The 15,892-nt window shown below is 60.5% G+C and carries 13 protein-coding genes and 1 pseudogene; 10 read left to right on the top strand and 4 right to left on the bottom strand.

What is annotated here, in order from left to right; genetic code table 11:
• The first annotated feature begins 2 nt into the window (after nt 1–2).
• Both CCE89_RS08070 and CCE89_RS08065 read left to right on the top strand, forming a co-directional pair.
• Nucleotides 3–1,556: a DHA2 family efflux MFS transporter permease subunit gene (locus CCE89_RS08070; RefSeq protein ID WP_086437521.1), complete on the top strand. Its 1,554-nt coding sequence runs from the start codon at nt 3–5 to the stop codon at nt 1,554–1,556.
• 7 nt (nt 1,557–1,563) lie between these two features.
• Nucleotides 1,564–3,009, top strand: a complete 1,446-nt coding sequence (locus CCE89_RS08065) for an efflux transporter outer membrane subunit (RefSeq protein WP_407640394.1) — start codon at nt 1,564–1,566, stop codon at nt 3,007–3,009.
• Between the two features lie 320 nt (nt 3,010–3,329).
• Here the strand turns inward: CCE89_RS08065 and CCE89_RS08060 are convergent, their stop codons facing one another.
• Complete coding sequence (locus CCE89_RS08060) at nt 3,330–3,953, bottom strand: TetR/AcrR family transcriptional regulator (protein WP_158586793.1); 624 nt, start codon at nt 3,951–3,953, stop codon at nt 3,330–3,332.
• Between the two features lie 220 nt (nt 3,954–4,173).
• Here CCE89_RS08060 and CCE89_RS08055 point away from each other — a divergent pair, with 220 nt between their 5' ends.
• The 5 genes and pseudogenes from CCE89_RS08055 to CCE89_RS08030 all read left to right on the top strand — a co-directional run bounded on the left by CCE89_RS08055 (nt 4,174) and on the right by CCE89_RS08030 (nt 11,908).
• Complete coding sequence (locus CCE89_RS08055; protein WP_159456623.1) at nt 4,174–5,670, top strand: efflux transporter outer membrane subunit; 1,497 nt, start codon at nt 4,174–4,176, stop codon at nt 5,668–5,670.
• A gap of 13 nt (nt 5,671–5,683) precedes the next feature.
• Nucleotides 5,684–6,802, top strand: coding sequence for an efflux RND transporter periplasmic adaptor subunit (locus CCE89_RS08050; protein WP_159456622.1), 1,119 nt, complete (start codon nt 5,684–5,686; stop codon nt 6,800–6,802).
• Nucleotides 6,799–9,906: an efflux RND transporter permease subunit gene (locus tag CCE89_RS08045; RefSeq protein ID WP_086437517.1), complete on the top strand. Its 3,108-nt coding sequence runs from the start codon at nt 6,799–6,801 to the stop codon at nt 9,904–9,906. Before CCE89_RS08050 ends, CCE89_RS08045 begins: the two co-directional genes overlap by 4 nt.
• Nucleotides 9,907–10,441: 535 nt before the next feature.
• Nucleotides 10,442–11,339: pseudogene (locus tag CCE89_RS08035) on the top strand (IS481 family transposase).
• A 95-nt stretch (nt 11,340–11,434) separates the two neighbouring features.
• Entirely contained in the window at nt 11,435–11,908 is a 474-nt protein-coding gene (locus tag CCE89_RS08030; protein WP_086437515.1) for a hypothetical protein, read from the top strand.
• A 2-nt stretch (nt 11,909–11,910) separates the two neighbouring features.
• Here CCE89_RS08030 and CCE89_RS08025 read toward each other — a convergent pair whose 3' ends face one another.
• On the bottom strand, nt 11,911–12,141 hold the full coding sequence (locus CCE89_RS08025) for a helix-turn-helix transcriptional regulator (RefSeq protein ID WP_086437514.1): 231 nt from the start codon (nt 12,139–12,141) through the stop codon (nt 11,911–11,913).
• Nucleotides 12,134–12,625: a hypothetical protein gene (locus CCE89_RS08020; RefSeq protein ID WP_086437513.1), complete on the bottom strand. Its 492-nt coding sequence runs from the start codon at nt 12,623–12,625 to the stop codon at nt 12,134–12,136. Before CCE89_RS08020 ends, CCE89_RS08025 begins: the two co-directional genes overlap by 8 nt.
• A gap of 346 nt (nt 12,626–12,971) precedes the next feature.
• Here CCE89_RS08020 and CCE89_RS08015 point away from each other — a divergent pair, with 346 nt between their 5' ends.
• The 3 genes from CCE89_RS08015 to CCE89_RS08005 all read left to right on the top strand — a co-directional run bounded on the left by CCE89_RS08015 (nt 12,972) and on the right by CCE89_RS08005 (nt 14,357).
• A complete protein-coding gene (locus CCE89_RS08015) occupies nt 12,972–13,556 on the top strand; it encodes a lytic transglycosylase domain-containing protein (protein ID WP_086437512.1) in 585 nt (194 codons plus the stop codon).
• A 64-nt stretch (nt 13,557–13,620) separates the two neighbouring features.
• On the top strand, nt 13,621–14,172 hold the full coding sequence (locus CCE89_RS15420; RefSeq protein ID WP_234989999.1) for a thermonuclease family protein: 552 nt from the start codon (nt 13,621–13,623) through the stop codon (nt 14,170–14,172).
• Nucleotides 14,163–14,357, top strand: coding sequence for a DUF6961 family protein (locus tag CCE89_RS08005; protein WP_086437511.1), 195 nt, complete (start codon nt 14,163–14,165; stop codon nt 14,355–14,357). Before CCE89_RS15420 ends, CCE89_RS08005 begins: the two co-directional genes overlap by 10 nt.
• Before the next feature lie 136 nt (nt 14,358–14,493).
• On the opposite strand, the gene CCE89_RS08000 is transcribed toward CCE89_RS08005, so the two are convergent.
• Complete coding sequence (locus CCE89_RS08000; protein WP_086437510.1) at nt 14,494–15,717, bottom strand: tyrosine-type recombinase/integrase; 1,224 nt, start codon at nt 15,715–15,717, stop codon at nt 14,494–14,496.
• Nucleotides 15,718–15,892: the final 175 nt, after the last annotated feature.

Genomic DNA, 15,892 nt, shown 5'->3' with positions numbered 1-15,892 from the left:
CGATGGCAGGCGCCGCTGCAGGGGTTTCGCCGCCGGTCGAAAAGGCCGATGCTACGGCCTGGATCGCCGTAGCCGCCGGCGCGCTGGGGGCGATGCTGGCAACGCTTGACATCTCGATCGTCAATTCGGCGCTGCCGACGATCCAGGGGGAAATCGGCGCCACCGGAACCGAGGGCACCTGGATCGCGACAGCCTTCCTTGTTGCCGAGATCATCATCATCCCTCTGAGCGCGTGGCTGGAAAGACTGCTCGGCCTTCGCACGCTGCTCATCGTCGCGGTTTCTGCTTTCACGGCCTTTTCGGTGTTGTGCGGCATTGCCACCGATCTGACGACGATGATCATCGGTCGCACCGGTCAAGGGTTCATGGGCGGCGCGCTTATTCCAACCGCCATGACCATCGTCGCAAAGCGATTGCCTCCATCGCAACAGCCGATCGGCATGGCGCTCTTCGGCATGACCGTGGTTCTTGGGCCGGTAATGGGCCCGTTGGTGGGGGGCTGGCTTACCGAGAACCTGAGCTGGCACTACGCCTTCTTCGTCAACGTGCCCGTCTGCGCGTTGCTCCTTGGTTTGCTCTTCATCGGGCTACCCCATGAAAAGCCCGACTGGGTTTACCTGCGCGAGGCTGATTGGGCGGGAATAGCTGGTATGATCCTTGGGCTGGGTGGGCTGACCATCGTGCTTGAAGAAGGCCACCGTGAGGAGTGGTTCGATTCCACGCTGATCGTCCAGCTCACACTGATGACGGTCGTGGGATTTGCACTTCTGACCTACGGGCAGCTTTACGCGCGCAAACCGGTGCTCAAATTGCGCTTGATGCTCAGCAGGCAGTTTGCCAGCGTCGTGGTGATGGCACTGGCGCTTGGCATGGTCATGTATGGCTCGACCTACGTGATCCCGCAATTTCTTGCGATAATCTCCGACTACAACGCCTTGCAGACTGGGTTCGTAATCTTCTGGATGGGTGTTCCGGCCTTCCTGCTGATGCCTGTGCTGCCCTTCATGATACGAAGGATTCACATCCGGATTGCTGTGGGCGCGGGCATGTTCATCATGGCGCTAAGCTGTTTCGTTAGCATAAATCTGACAGCGGAATCGGGAGGTGGAGTGTTCACCGAAAGCCAGCTCCTGCGCGGCATCGGCATGATCCTCACGATGATGTTCCTCAACCAGGCGACGGTAGCTTCGGTTGCCAAGGAGGATGCCGGCGATGCTTCGGGCATCTTCAACGCGGCGCGAAACCTCGGGGGCTCGTTTGCGCTCGCGGGGCTTGCCTCGTTCCAGGATCAGCGCCTGTGGCATCATAGTCGGCGCATGGAAGAAACCCTCAACGCTAACAGCCCCCGGCTACAGGAATACCTGGACGGCATGACGGCGTCGCTGGGCAGCCCACAGGCCGCGCTGGAGATGCTTTCCGGCATCATTCAGCGCGATGCGTTCGTGATGACCTACAACGATGTCTTTTTCGCCATGGGCGCGATTACCCTGGTCACGGTGCCGCTAGTACTGTTCCTCAAGCCTCTCCCGAAGAACGTATCCCTTTCGATGCACTGAGAACTCTATGCGCAAGACCCTAACCCTCCTCGCTCCCATGGCGCTCCTCGCGGGTTGCATGTCCGGTCCCGACTATGCCGGCCCCCCGCAACTTGCGACCGCCGCAGGCAATGCGTTCGTACGCGCCGGCCCCGAAATCGATCCGTTAGCGCCGATTGCCGGCGACTGGTGGACGCTGCTCGGCGATCCGGTTCTCAATGAGCTGGAGGCGCGCGCGCTGGTCGGCAATCCGGGCGTGGCCGCGGCGCGCGCTCGCATCGAACAGGCAAGGGCTTCTGTCCGCCAGGAGCGCGCCAACCGGCTACCCGCCGTGGCTGCGCAGGCGACTGCGGTCCAGGCGAATATCCCAGGGCTAGATATCGGCAGCGGCCCGCCCCCGGGATCGCCCGGCGCTCCTGCAGACACCGAAGAGCAGGACAGCCTCAGCGTCTACAACGTCGGGCTCAATGCAAACTGGGAGATCGATTTCGCTGGGGGGCAGGCACGGCGTGTCGAGGCCATTAACGCTCAGGCTGCGGCCTCGGTGGCGAACGCCGAGGATGCGAAAGTCCAGCTCGCCGCCGAGGTCGCGCGGGCGTATGTGAGCCTGCGAGAAGCGCAGGGGCGACTCGAGCTTGTCCAGCGAGAGCGCGACTTGCAGCAGCAAATTCTCGAACTGACCTATCAGCGCTATACACAGGGCGCTCTCGCACTGTTTCCGGTCGGTGACGCGAACGCCGAGCTCGAACTGCTCAAGTCGCAGATCGCCGAAGCTCAAGCGGACATCGATGTGTTCAAGGACACACTCGCGGTGCTGACGGGCGAAGCGCCCGGCGCACTCGACGGGCTCCTGGCGGCTCAGGCCGAAATTCCGCTTCCCCCCGAACGGGTCGCGGTGGGCGATCCCGCAGCGCTAATAGCGCGGCGGCCGGATGTTCGAGCCGCCGAACGCATGCTGGCCGCGGCGAATGCGCGCATTGGCGTGGCAGAGGCTGCTCGCTTCCCCAAGATTTCCTTCATGGGGATTCTCGGTTTGGGCGGATCGGAGCCTGACGACATCCTGGACCCGGGCAACTTATCGGCAATCGCTTTGCCGCGGCTGCAGTGGAACCTGCTTGATTTCGGCCGCACGGCAGCATCGATCGATCAGGCCGAGAGTGCGCGCGACGAGGCCGAAGCGCGCTATCTTGAAGTGGTCCTGGGCGCACTACGCGACGCCGAACAATCGCTTGCTCGGTTCGGGCAACAAAGAGCCAACGTAGCCGCGCTGGCGCAGATCAGTCGGCAGGCCGACACGGCTGCGGAGCTTAACGAGCAACGCCGCGCCGCGGGGGTAATCTCGCAAGGCGAACTCAACACTTCGATCCGCCAGCGCGAACAGGCCAGAGCAAATCTCGATCGGGCGATCGCCGCCATGACAAATGGCTGGATCGCGATCCAGAAGTCGCTTGGGTTGGGATGGAGGGAGCCCTGAACGGGAGGCCCTCGGCTTGGGATCGAAGGGGATCACCTTAGTACGATGAGGGAGTACATTGCGAAGTCCTATAGAGAGGGGAATCGCCTTAAAGCAGGCCTTCCGCACTCGGCCCCAAATCAGCCATTGGACCAATGCAATCTCAATTTTATGAGGGCTTAGCTGCTGGCCGCGAAATCAGACAGGGTCAGCTTTTCTCATCGCTTTTTAAGCAGTTGGAAAGCCGCCGAGATAGCTTTTTCGGGACTCAAGAAAGCATCTTTACTTCCGGGGAACTAGCCAAGATCGATGCCCGCTAAGAACCCCTATTCCGTTGAAAACTAGAGCATTCGTCGTTCGTGGCGCGCATACCGTGCAAGGAACGTCCTGGCTGCCTCGGAGGCCGTAAAGCGACACTCTTCCTCGGTTGCCATTGCTGGTCCGCCGAACAACCGTGCATCGAAAATATCGGTCTTGCACAATTCGCTTAATTGTCGCGCCGCGAAGCTCGGGCGGTCGATCCGCAGTTCACCACGTTCGTGCCAGACACGAAGCAGGGACGCGATCTCGTCCGTACCGCGCCATGGACCGTTGCGAAGGAACACGTCGGCTGCGGTCTGGAACCGTTCGTTCCCGGCGATGCACATCTTGCAGAACATGAGCATGTCGTCATCGCGGCCGAACAGCCAGGTAAGTTCGAGCGCCACCTTCAGAATACCTTTCCCGGCAGGGAGGCTGGCGAACGAAGGGCTGGCGATGGTAGCACGGTTGCGGCCCAGCATGTACTCGATTGAGGCCAGGTATAGCGCGGACTTATCTTTGAAATGATTGTAGATCGTGGGTTTGGCCACACCGGCCCGACGTGCGATCGCGTCCATATTGGCGCCCTCGAACCCATCGGCGGCGAACTGTTCGACCGCGGCAGCAAGAATCTTTGCGTGAATACTGGGATGGGGCGCAGTCATTTTCGTGGCCTCGCAGTTGTTCATTAAATCGCGCTTTTCGGAAAGGTTCCGACACTCCTTGCCCGCCGCCTTGCTATAACCCCCGGGGCGAGATGATACGCCTGAATTCGTAATGAAGGTTGAAAAGCTTATCTAGATAGTTCAGGCGAATGAACCGCTCAGTTCATTCCAGATGGGTTCAGGCAAATTGACCAGCGACAGATCCTGCCGGACACGCTTCGTGTTCGGATACCCGCCGATCTTTTTCGCCGGCATGCTGTTATCGGGATGCATGGCCGTGGGGGGCGATTATGAACGCCAGCCCCCGCCTGCCGCGCAAACCAATTGGATCGACCGCGCCAACGTAGCGGTGGCGGAGGAGGAGTTCGTCGCATGGTGGCGGGAAATTGGCGACCCGGAACTCGCTAGGCTGATCGAGGCGGCGTTGCAGGACAATCTGACGATACGCCAGGGGTTGTCGCGCATAGAGGAAGCCAATGCCCGCCGCCTTCGCGCCCGCGCTGCCCGCTATCCCTCGGTCAGTGCGGAAAGCTCGACCACCGTGCTCCAGCAAAGCCTCAACACCCAGCTTGGCCAAGCTCAGTTCCCCGGCTTCGAGCGTCAATACGAGCAATATGCTCTGGGCGCGGCATTCAACTGGCAAGTCGATCTATGGGGCCAGACACGGCGACGGATCGATGCGGCCGATGCCCGGGTGGAAGCGCTGATCGCAGCCGCCAACGGCGCGCGCCTGGCGATCGCATCGGAAACGGCGGCCACCTATTTCACCATGGCCGGCTTCCAGCAGGAGAAGCGGGCACTGCTGCTCGGGATCGAGGCGCAACGCACGCAGCTCGATCTTGCGGAAACCCGTTTGGAAGCGGGCGCCATTTCACGCGCGCAGCTGGTCCTTGTGGAAGCGGAACTCGCGCGTCTGGTGGAGCAGCTGCCAGGTGTTGAAGCGGAAATTCAGGCCAATGCGCTTGCGCTGGGCGTCCTGACCGGACGCCTGCCGGAAACCGAGATCGCCCTGGCCGATAGGGTGCCGCCGCTGCTGGAGCTGCCGGACATTCCGGTGGGAACCCGGGCGGATTTGCTCAGGCGCCGCCCCGATGTCGCCCGGCTCGAACGCGAACTCGCGGCGGAAACATTCGGGATCGGTGTCGCACGCGGGGAACTGTTCCCGCAACTGGGCCTGGATGCATCTGGGGGCTTTACCTCCATCGATCCCGGGACGATCCTGTCCGGCGACAGTACGCGCTTTACCATTGTGCCGTTCCTGTCCTGGCGCGTTTTCGATGGCGGGAGGGCGCGCGCCGACATTCGTTTGGCGCAAGCCGAAGCGCGCACCGCCGCCCTGGCCTATGTCGAAGGCACGATCACCGCGATCGAGGAGGCGGAAATCGCGATCGCGCAATACGACCTCGCACGTGAGGGGCGTCCGCTCGCGTTGCGCACGATAGAACTCGCGCAGGAAAATCTTCGTCTCGCACGGATCCGTTTCGAAGTCGGCGATATCGACCGGTTCGAATTGCAGGATGCCGAACGGACATATAGCGATGCGCTGCGCAACGGCGCGATTTCCTACCGCAATTCGACGCTCGCACTAGCGCAGCTTTACGCCGCGCTCGGCGGCGGCTGGCAAGCCGTTCCGCCTTATGTCGCTATTCCCGTTCCCGCCCCGGCACCTCCTTCGGCGGCGGCCCTGCCGTCCACGATCCTGCCTATTTCCGACTGAACAGAAAGCCGTGATGCCTCTCTTATCTCTTCGAAGATCGACCATTCTCGTCGCCATCTCACTGATGCTGGTCGCTTGCGGCAGCCAGGATGAACCCCCGCCCCCCAAGCCCGTCGCGTGGATCGAGATCGGCACCGGCTCCAACACCGACATCGCGACGAAAGTTCCGGGCCGGGTGCAGGCAAGGAACCGGACGGTCCTGAGCTTCGAAGTCGGCGGCACGATCGCCAGCATGTCGGCCGACCTTGGCGACCGGGTGGCGCGCGGCAATGTGATCGCGACGCTCGACCCGGCAAGCTACCGGCTCGAAGTGGCAAGAGCGCAGGCCAATCTCGCGGAAAGCCGCGCGCGCCTCGATCAGGCGCGGCAGGACGAGCAACGTCAGGAATATCTGTACTCCGAAGGCGCGGCATCGCAGGCCCGGCTCGAGGATGCGCGAGCCCAGCTCGGCAGCCTCGGTGCGATTGCCGATGCAAACGAGGCGCAGCTGGGCGTGGCGCGCGAAGCGCTCTCGGATACGCGGATGCGTGCGCCCTATTCCGGTCAGATCGCCCGCCGTCTGGTCGAGCCGGGCACCCAGCTTTCCCCGGGGCAACCGGTTTACGAACTGGACGGCAGCCAGTTGGAGGTCAGCTTCTCGGTCCCGCAACGCCAGCGCGACCGGCTGTCGGTGGGGCAGAACGTCACCGTTGCGCCCTCATCGGGCGATGGCATCACAAGCTCTGCCCGCATTACCGATATCGGCAGTAGGGCAAGCGGGCCCGGAGCGTTCGAAATCGTCGCCGCTCTGGCAGCGGCCAGCCCCGAACTGGAAGCGGGTCAGGTCGTCGAGGTCCGCCTGCCCGATCGCCCGGCGCAATCGGAGAACGGGCGGGATACCGCCCGAATCCTGGTGCCGCTGACGGCGATCATACCGGAAGATGACGATAGCGGTTACGTGTGGCGCATATTGCCGCGCACGCAACGGTTGGAAAAGGCTCCCGTCCGGTTCGGCAAGGCCAGTGGAAACGAGGTGGTGGTCCTGTCGGGCCTCTCGCGCGGCGACATGATCGTATCGAAAGGAGCAGCCTTCCTGTCCGAAGGGCAAGAGGTGAGCCGCCTCGGCGTCGGCCCACGACGCTACGCGCGATGACCACGCTTTCCGAAATCGGGTTCCGCTTCCGCCCCGCGGTACTGCTTACCATCGCGCTGGCGATGGTCTACGGTGCAGTCAGCTATTTCACCTTGCCCGCGCGGGAGGATCCCCAGATCACCATCCGCGAGGCGGTGGTCTCCACCAGCCACCCGGGTCTCTCGCCGAGCCGGGTCGAACAGCTGATTACCACTCCGCTTGCCGAAGCGATCAGGACCATCCCCGAGATAAAGGAGGTGCGTGCGACCTCAATGGAAGGTCAGTCGATCATTCACGCCGAGGCTGAATTTTCGGCGAGCGACCTCGACCAGGTCTGGGATGAATTGGCGGACAAGGTCGAGGAAACGACGCCCCTTTTGCCCGAAGGGGCGCGCATGCCCTTCATCAACGACGAATTCGGCGACGTCGCCGTGATCACCATGGCGCTGCAATCCGACAGTTTCGACATGGTCGAGTTGGGCGACCTCGCCGAACATATCCGTACCCGGCTCTACATGATCGAGGGCACGCGGGAGGTCGACGTTCTGGGCCGCCCGGATGAGCGCATTTATGTCGAGATGGACAATGCAACGCTGGCACGATTGGGTGCGCCGCTTTCTGCGGTGGCGCAGGCCCTGCGATCCCAGAACACCGTTGCGCCCGGCGGAACGATCGAAACCGAGACCCGCCGCATTGCGATCCAGCCTTCCGGATCGTTCGACAGCGTGGAGGAGATCGCCGATCTCTATTTGGAACTCGGCCCTGAGATCGGCCCGATACGGCTGGGCGATTATGCCGAAATCCGGCGCGGTTTTCTCGAACCGCCTGCTCAGACCGCCTATTTCAACGGCGAACGGGCCATCGTGTTCGCGATCTCCATGCTCGATGAAGAAAGCGTCATAAACTACGCCGGACGCGCGCGCCCTGCGATCGACGAGTTGCGCCAGGCGATGCCCGCGGGCGTCGAACTTAACGTGATGACCTGGCAGGCCGATCAGGTCGAGAACGCCGTTTATGGCGTCAGCTTCAATGTCCTGCAGACCCTGGCGCTGGTACTGGGCGTCGTCATCCTGTTCCTAGGCGTCAGAACCGGTCTGATCGTGGGCTCCATCGTGCCGGTCGTGATTCTGGTGACGCTGGGGGTGATGGGCGTGTTCGGGATCAAGCTGGAACGCATGAGCCTGGCGACGATCGTGATCTCGCTGGGACTGCTGGTCGATAACGGCATCGTCATCGCCGAGGACTTTAAGACCCGGCTGGCGCAGGGCGTGGACCGACGCGATGCGATCGGCGAAACTGGCAAGGAGCTTGCCCTCCCGCTCCTGGCATCGACGATCACAACGATTCTCGTCTTTCTGCCGCTGATGCTGGCAGAGGAAGGTTCGGGAGAATATACCCGCAGCATCTCGCTCGTCATCTTGATTTCTCTGTCTTCGTCATGGCTGATCGCGATGATGGTCACGCCCACGCTGTGCTACTGGTTCGCGCAGCCGACCGATAAGGAGACGCAAGGGAATATCCGCCGCAAGGTGGATCAGGCGTTCGAATGGGCCAATGGCAAATACGAAGATCGTCTGCGCTGGGCGCTCGATCATCGCAAGCTGTTCATGGGCGCGATGGCCGCTGCCTTCGTCCTCGCGGGCTATTCGTTGCAATTCGTGCCGCAGCAGTTCTTTCCTGCCTCCGACCGGGCGCAGATCCTCGTCTACGCCGATATGCCGGTCGGCACTTCGAGCGCCGCGACGGACGATCAGATACAGCAGATCGCGCAATATATCGAAGATGACGAACGCTATCCCGATTTCGATAATGTCGCCGCCTATTCGGGGTTCGGTGGCCCGCGCTTCGTGCTGTCTCTCGCTCCCGTCGATCCCGCACCGAACCGCGGCTTCCTGGTCATCAACGCTGCTGATGCCGAAGCCCGCGATAAAGGCGTCCTCGCGCTTCGCAACGATCTGGCAGCCCAGTTTCCCGGTATTCGCCTGCGAATAGCGGGAATGTTTCTCGGGCCGAGCGATCCCAACATCACGCAGGTACAGGTGCGCGGGCCTGACCGGGATGTACTCCTGGAAACGGGAGACAGGCTCGCTGCCCTCCTGCGAGATGTCGAAGGCACGATCGATGTTACTTCCGATTGGGAAAACCCGTCGCTTCAATACCGGGTTTCGGTCGACCAGGCAGCGGCGCGCGCTGCGGGTGTCTCCTCGCTGGACGTTTCGCAGGCCCTTTCGGCCTACTTCGCAGGGCAACCTGCCGGCGAGTTTCGCGACGGGGACGATCTGGTTCCCATCATCTTACGCGCTCCGGAAGGCGAACGCTCCGACCCCGGGCGGATAGAGGCGGTTACGCTGACCGGCAGCGACGAGCCGGTTCAACTCGGTGAAATTGCCACCGTCACGCTGCGCCCCCAGCTCGGGCGGATACAGACAGAGGATCTGATCGAAACCCTAACCGTGGAAGCCAGACCGACCGAGGTGACGCCGCAGGATCTGGTGCCGCGAATACAGGAACAGCTCGACGAACTCGAAGCCAGCCTGCCGCCCGGTCATTTCATCGAATGGGACGGAATTATCGCACAGAGCGCGGAGGGCACCGGTGCCCTGTTCGCCAGCGTACCGGCCATGATCGGTTTGATAGTTATCATGCTGGTCGCGCTGTTCCGGGGATTTCGGCGCGCCGGCATCATTTTGCTGACCCTGCCACTCTCGGTCATCGGCGCGGCGATCGGCTTGCACGTCATGCGCGCGGATTTCGGCTTCATGGTCATTCTCGGACTGTTCGCGCTGGTGGGCATCATCATCAACAATGCCATCGTACTGGTCGACAGGTGCGATATCGAAAGGAAGGAGAAAGACGACGTGACCGATGCCGTCATCTCAGCGTCGCTAAGACGCTTTCGCCCGATCCTGATGACCAACATAACCACTGTACTGGGTTTGCTTCCGCTCATTATCGCGCAAGACGTACTGTTCTATGGCATGGCCAGCGCGATCGCCTTCGGACTTCTAGTGGGAACCATTCTTACGCTGGGCGTCGTCCCGGTTCTATATACCTGGTTCTTTGGAGGCGATGAGGAACGGGCTTCGCAGGCCACGACTGGCGAGCCCGCGGCCGATGGTGCCTGAAAGCAAGGCCGTATCGCTGAGTTCCTTGCCACTGCTTATGTGGTACACAAAGGTAGATAACTATTCGATCGACGACAGGGCGAGTAATTTCAGAACCTTTAGCTTCCATTGCAACAGCCACCGGATAGCGGCTGTCGGCATGTCTGGCCTTCACTCCGCCGGAGCCCCAGTTCGTCCGGAGCGCGCCTGAAACTGCATCGCTCCGCGATTTCAATGTGCTGCGCTGTGATAGCCGCAGGTATTTCGCCTGATCTCGAATCGCCCGAACTCGCTCGAAATCTGCCGCCCGCTTTCGCGGCGGCCGGCACCGAGAACGGCGGTCTGTCGGTGAATGTCAGCTGGGAAACCGATCTGTTTGGCGCCCTCCTCCGCCGCGCGCAGAGAGTTCCTTACCAGCGAAGCGAACCTGAGAGCCGCGCGACAGTCCCGCGCACAACGCAGCGTTTTGACCGGCCTTTTCTTGAACGCTTTGTAGCCATGCTGGGACTCGCGAGACACCTTTATGATTGCCCTGATCGGGCAGGAGGTGTTTCGAATGACGAAAGAAGAACAGCGCGAGATCCAGCGTAAGCTGCGAGTGCTCCGGCACGCCGAGCGTACCGGCCAGGTGGCGAAGACCTGCCGCTACTTTGGCATTGGCCGGGCCAGCTTCTACAGATGGAGGCGCGCCTATAAGCGCAAGGGGGAAGCTGGGCTGGCCAATGCCAAACCCATTCCAAAAATCATCGCCCCACCAGACACCGCTAGAGGTCGAGGAGAAGGTTCTCCATCTGCGACGGAAGTACCACCTCGGGCCCGAGCGGATCATGTGGTACATGGCGCGCTACCATGGCGTCAGCATGTCCGATGCAACCGTCTATCGCATCCTCAGGCGCCATGGTCTGAACCGGCTGCCACGCGGCACGCGTGTCCGCAAAATCCATACCAAGCGCTACAACAAGCAGGTGCCGGGCCACCACATCCAGATGGATGTCAAGTTCCTGACGCTAATCGGAAAAGGCGGCAAGAAGGTGCGCCGCTTCCAGTATACCGCTATCGACGACGCAACCCGCGTGCGCGCCCTCAAAGTCTACAAGCGGCACACCCAGGCCAATGCAATCGCCTTCGTCAATGATATCATCGACAAGTTCCCCTTCCGCATCCGGGAAATACGCACCGACAATGCGCATGAGTTCCAGGCGAAGTTCCATTGGCATGTCGAGGACCTCGGGATCCGCCACGCCTATATCAAACCAAGCTCGCCTCAGCTGAATGGCAAGGTCGAAAGATCGCATCGCTCAGACAGTCAGGAGTTTTATCAGCTGCTCACCTACAAGGGTGATGTCGATCTCGAAGAACGCCTCGACGAATGGGAGCGCTTCTACAACTTCCACAGAACGCATGGCGCCTTCAACGGCAAAACGCCTTACGAAGCTCTGCGCGAGAAGCTATAGTACAAGTCCAACCGTGTCTCGCCAGTCACCCGATGTTACAACGAGGGATTGACCCGCAATCAATTTGCGAAGCTGAATTCGTTCAGGAGTATTACATGCAGTGGCCGACCATCGCTGCCTATCCGACCGGGCTCAGGAAGATCGGGAGACTTCATCTGGAATGCAACGCCGGGATCGAGATTTCGGATGGAGTTACAGAGATCGGCGAAATCGATGTCGCCGATCATCCTGTCGTGAAATTGCCCGCCAGCTTACGAACGGTCGGAACCTTGGATGCCTCCTACGACGGATACGTCGAACTTCCGGAAGGCGTCGAAACGGTCGAAAGCATAAGGCTCTATCTCGACTCGGTTGTGCACCTTCCAAACTCGATCCGCAGGGTCGGTAGCATCAATACAGAGGTGGAATCGCACATCGACGATGTAGGCGTAGACGACGAAGATGAATTTTGGGAAGGGGTTGAGCAACAGGAGACCGAGGGTGTGAAGGATTACCCGTTCTATGACCCCTTCGTCTCCTACAACGGTCGCTGCCTCATCAAGGCGAGGCAAGAGCTTACCTTCGATTGAATTCAGGCCTGTTGAGGCTCACCGAGCCTGCCTGATATCCACTCTTCGACCTCGTCTTCGGCCCAAGCGACCGAGTACCCCCCCAGCTGCACCGGTTTCAGAAACTTACCCTCGCTCATCCAGCGATAGATCGTCGAACGGCCTAGGCCGACACGGTGTTGCACTTCCGGCAGGCGAATGAGCCGCGTCACCCGGCGGGTCTCGGTCGCTCCTTTGTCTACCTCCTCACCCACGATGGTCTCCCTCGGACCCGGTAAAGATGTCGCCAAGCAAGGCGTCCTTGCGTTCGAGCTCATCGATATGGTCGGAGAGCAGGCGGGCGACACGATGTGCCGTACCCTTGGCCCAGCGCGGCTTCACATCGTGAACCTGGTTGCCGAGGACACGCTCGAGCGCCGAAGGCAGTTCGCCGGAAAAGTCCTCGAAGAATTGCGCGAGGTCCGATTGCAGCCATTCGATCGCGTGATCGCCGCTGCTGACGAGGAACAAAAGCAGGTGTGCGTGCGGCGCGACGCCGCTCGCGGCAAGAATACGCAAGGCTTCACCGAGGCTGGCCGAGCGTTCGCCGGCAAGGACGCGGCGCAGGGCATCCTTATGGATCTGCGCATCGCGCGCGATGTCGCAGCGGGCACGACCGCTGGCTTCGACGGCCGCCAAGAGCAGCCGGGCGAGGTCGGCGCGAACCTGTTGTTCGGCAAAGAGAGCCATGTTGGTCATCGACGAATCCTTATCTCTAGAAGTTATCGACTCCCCGGCTAACCTCAAAGGAAGACTGTAGGAAAACGAAAAGAACAATAAGAGAACATAGAGGAAGGAACGAATCGGCTTCCTTCCATGATTCGCGCGAATTTCGGCCGCGTTCGCGCGTATCGCGGCTCTCTTCGCTCAGAAGCTGGCACAGTCAGCGCTGCTGCGCGATCAGCCCGCGCGAATCCCGTCCATCGCACCTTCCGATGTCGCTTTTTGCTTGGTCGACGGCCCCAATTTCCAGTTCCCGATTTCCTACAGGTACATGTTCTTTTTATGTTCTCTTTAAATTCGAATCAATGGAGCACAAGTCGAGATGAACTGCCTCAATTGTCTGACCGCGCTAGCGGTCTCCTGTCTGGGGATGATCGCGACCTCCTCACAGCAAGTACGCGCCCAGGATTTCACCTTGTTCGAGCACGCGATCGTTCCGCCGAAGACGGAACAGCAGCCGGCAAGGGAATATCTTCCTGCAATCTACCAGGCCGAGCCAGCAAACGTATCCTACCGGGAAGGCTTGTATATGGCGGCGATAGCCGAGGCTGAACGCCGTTACGGGCTACCGACCAACCTGCTTCGTGCTCTTATCTGGGCTGAGTCCCGCTTCAATCCGATGGCTGTTAGTCCAGCCGGTGCTGCCGGGCTGGCTCAGCTTATGCCGGCCACGGCGAGAGAACTGGGCGTCCGGAACCGTCATGACCCTCTTGCATCGATCGACGGTGGCGCCAGGTACCTTCGCGATATGTTGGACCGGTTCGACGCAGTCCACCTGGCCTTGGCTGCTTACAATGCTGGCCCCGGTGCCGTCTCCCGATCACGCGGCATTCCCAACAATGGTGAAACGCCGCAATATGTCCGGTCTGTGTTGGGACGTTGGCAAGCAATTGGTACGTACAATTGACGAAACTACCTGATTTCCGGCTATTGTCTGAAATCATGTGCCGGAATGAAGACGGACAACGCCAGTGAATGAGACCCCAGGTGAGCCGTTCGACTTTCGCAAGGCGTTGAAGGCACAGAAGCGCCGGAAGCTGAGAAAGGAGATCGCGTTGGGTTTGGGAGCATTCGCGATCGTATTTGCTGGAGGGATGCTGGCACTCAACTGGCCAGTCGATGATGCCAGCCTTGCTAACGACGATCAGCAGCCTCAGGCTTTATTGCAGCAAGCAAGCTCCCCACAATTCGACATCTGCGGATCCATCCGGCGCACATGCGTCGTGGATGGAGATACTTTCTGGCTTGATGGCGTGAAGATCCGGATTGCCGACATCGACACTCCCGAGATCAGCGAGCCTCGTTGCGACTATGAATACCAGCTCGGCATGCGCGCGACGCACCGCCTTGTCGAATTGCTGAATGGCGGGCCCTTTGAACTGAGGACCATCGGTAGCAGAGACGAGGATCAGTACGGCCGCAAGCTGCGGGTTGTAACGCGCGGCGGCCGCTCGCTTGGCGATCAGCTGGTTAGCGAAGGCATGGCGCGAACCTGGACCGGGAGACGTGAACCATGGTGCTGAGCCGCGATCATGAATTGTGGGCGGTCGCGCTCTGGGTCGAAAAGAACCATGGCGAAGAGGGACCTGCATATATCGCGCAGCAAATCCAGCGGCTATCCCACGAAGGGGACGAGGCAGGCATAGCAACGTGGAAAACTGTTGCTGAGCGCTTCGATCAGCTTGGCTGCCAAAGCTCTACGAACTGAGGCTGGGCACGATGCGGAATTGGCTTCGAATCTGGGGCATCAGAATTGAGTTCGCCTTGCTGGCGTCAGTGTCCGTGGCGGGGCTGATCCTGAGCATTCAGTCCTGCACTGGCTGAGAAGAAATTCGTTCTCCCGATCAACCCTTCGCAAACTTGCCCTGGATGACCCTTCCTCCTGTCCGGAGCTCATCGAGGTAGTCGCTCCACCATTGAGCCATGCGCACGCGCTCGTCCCAGTGCTTACCGCGATGGTAGATGCCTCGCACAACATTGCTGTCGCCATGTGCCAAGGCACGCTCGATTGCATCCGGATTCCAAAGTCCCGACTCGTTCAGGAATGTCGATGCTGTCGCCCGGAGTCCGTGCGCGGTGACTTCTTCCTTCGAGTATCCCATGCGACGGAATGCGGCATTGAGCGTGTTTTCACTCATTGGACGCCTGGCACTGCGCGCAGAGGGGAAAACATATCCTTCGCGGCCGAGCATCTCGGCCAGATCAGTGAGATAGCCTCTAACCTGCTTGGAAAGCGGGACGGCATGCGCTCGGCGTGCCTTCATCTTACCGGCAGGAATCTTCCAGACCCCATCGACGAGGTCGATCTCATGCCATTCGGCGTGCCGAAGTTCACCGGGGCGCACGAACACATGCGGCGCGATCTGCAAAGCTAACTTCGTCACCATGTAGCCAGTGAAGTCGTCGATTGCGCGCAGCAGCCCTCCTAGCTCGGTGGGCTCAAGGATTGCTGCATAATGCGTGGCTCTCGGCGTTACGAGAGCACCCTTCAGCATACTGGTCGGATCGGATTTGCAACGGGTCGTTGCGACACCGTAGCGAAACACTCGGCCTGCGAACGAGCGGCATTTCTTCGCGGTCTCGTGCTTGCCAGTGGCTTCCAGCCGTTTGAGGGGAGCCAGGACTTCGAACGGCTCGATCTCGTGGATGGGTCGGTTCCCGATGGCAGGGGCAAGCTTGTCGAGGAAATAGTTGGCCTTGACGATCGTGCCATCGGCACGGCCATTCTGGACCATCATCTGTTCAATATACTCACGTGCGACTGCCTCGAACGTCTGCGCAGAAAGAAACTCCGCGCGGATTTTCCGCTTCCGCTTCTCAAAGGCCGGGTCGCCGCCAGAAGCAACAGCTCGTCGTGCTTCGTAGGCCGCGTCTCGCGCTTGCTTGAGGCTGATTTCGGGATAGCTGCCGATGCAGAGCTTCTTTTGCGCACCGCCGATCCGGTATCGGAATCGCCAAAGCTTGCTACCGGTCGGCGTGACCTCAACATATAGGCCGCGCTCATCGGTGACCTTGTACGGCTTATCTTTGCGCTTGAGTGCGCGGAGGCGAGTATCTGTCAGCGGCATGTGGGGGCCTTTTCATCTGGGCCTTTGCGAAACGGCCTCAAAAGGCCCACAAAAGTGTCTGGAACCCCCGAGAACAGGCGGGACGATCCGGAACGATCCAAGGGCCAAATCCCTAGGATTTCTGCGGGTTTTATAGATTATTTGGGAGAACGTGAGAAGAACAAATGGTGCCCAG

The organism is Altererythrobacter xiamenensis (assembly GCF_900177715.1).
GTDB classification, from domain to species: domain Bacteria; phylum Pseudomonadota; class Alphaproteobacteria; order Sphingomonadales; family Sphingomonadaceae; genus Erythrobacter; species Erythrobacter xiamenensis.
Note: the sequence above shows the minus strand (reverse complement) of the source record. Positions and strands in the feature narration are given on the sequence as shown.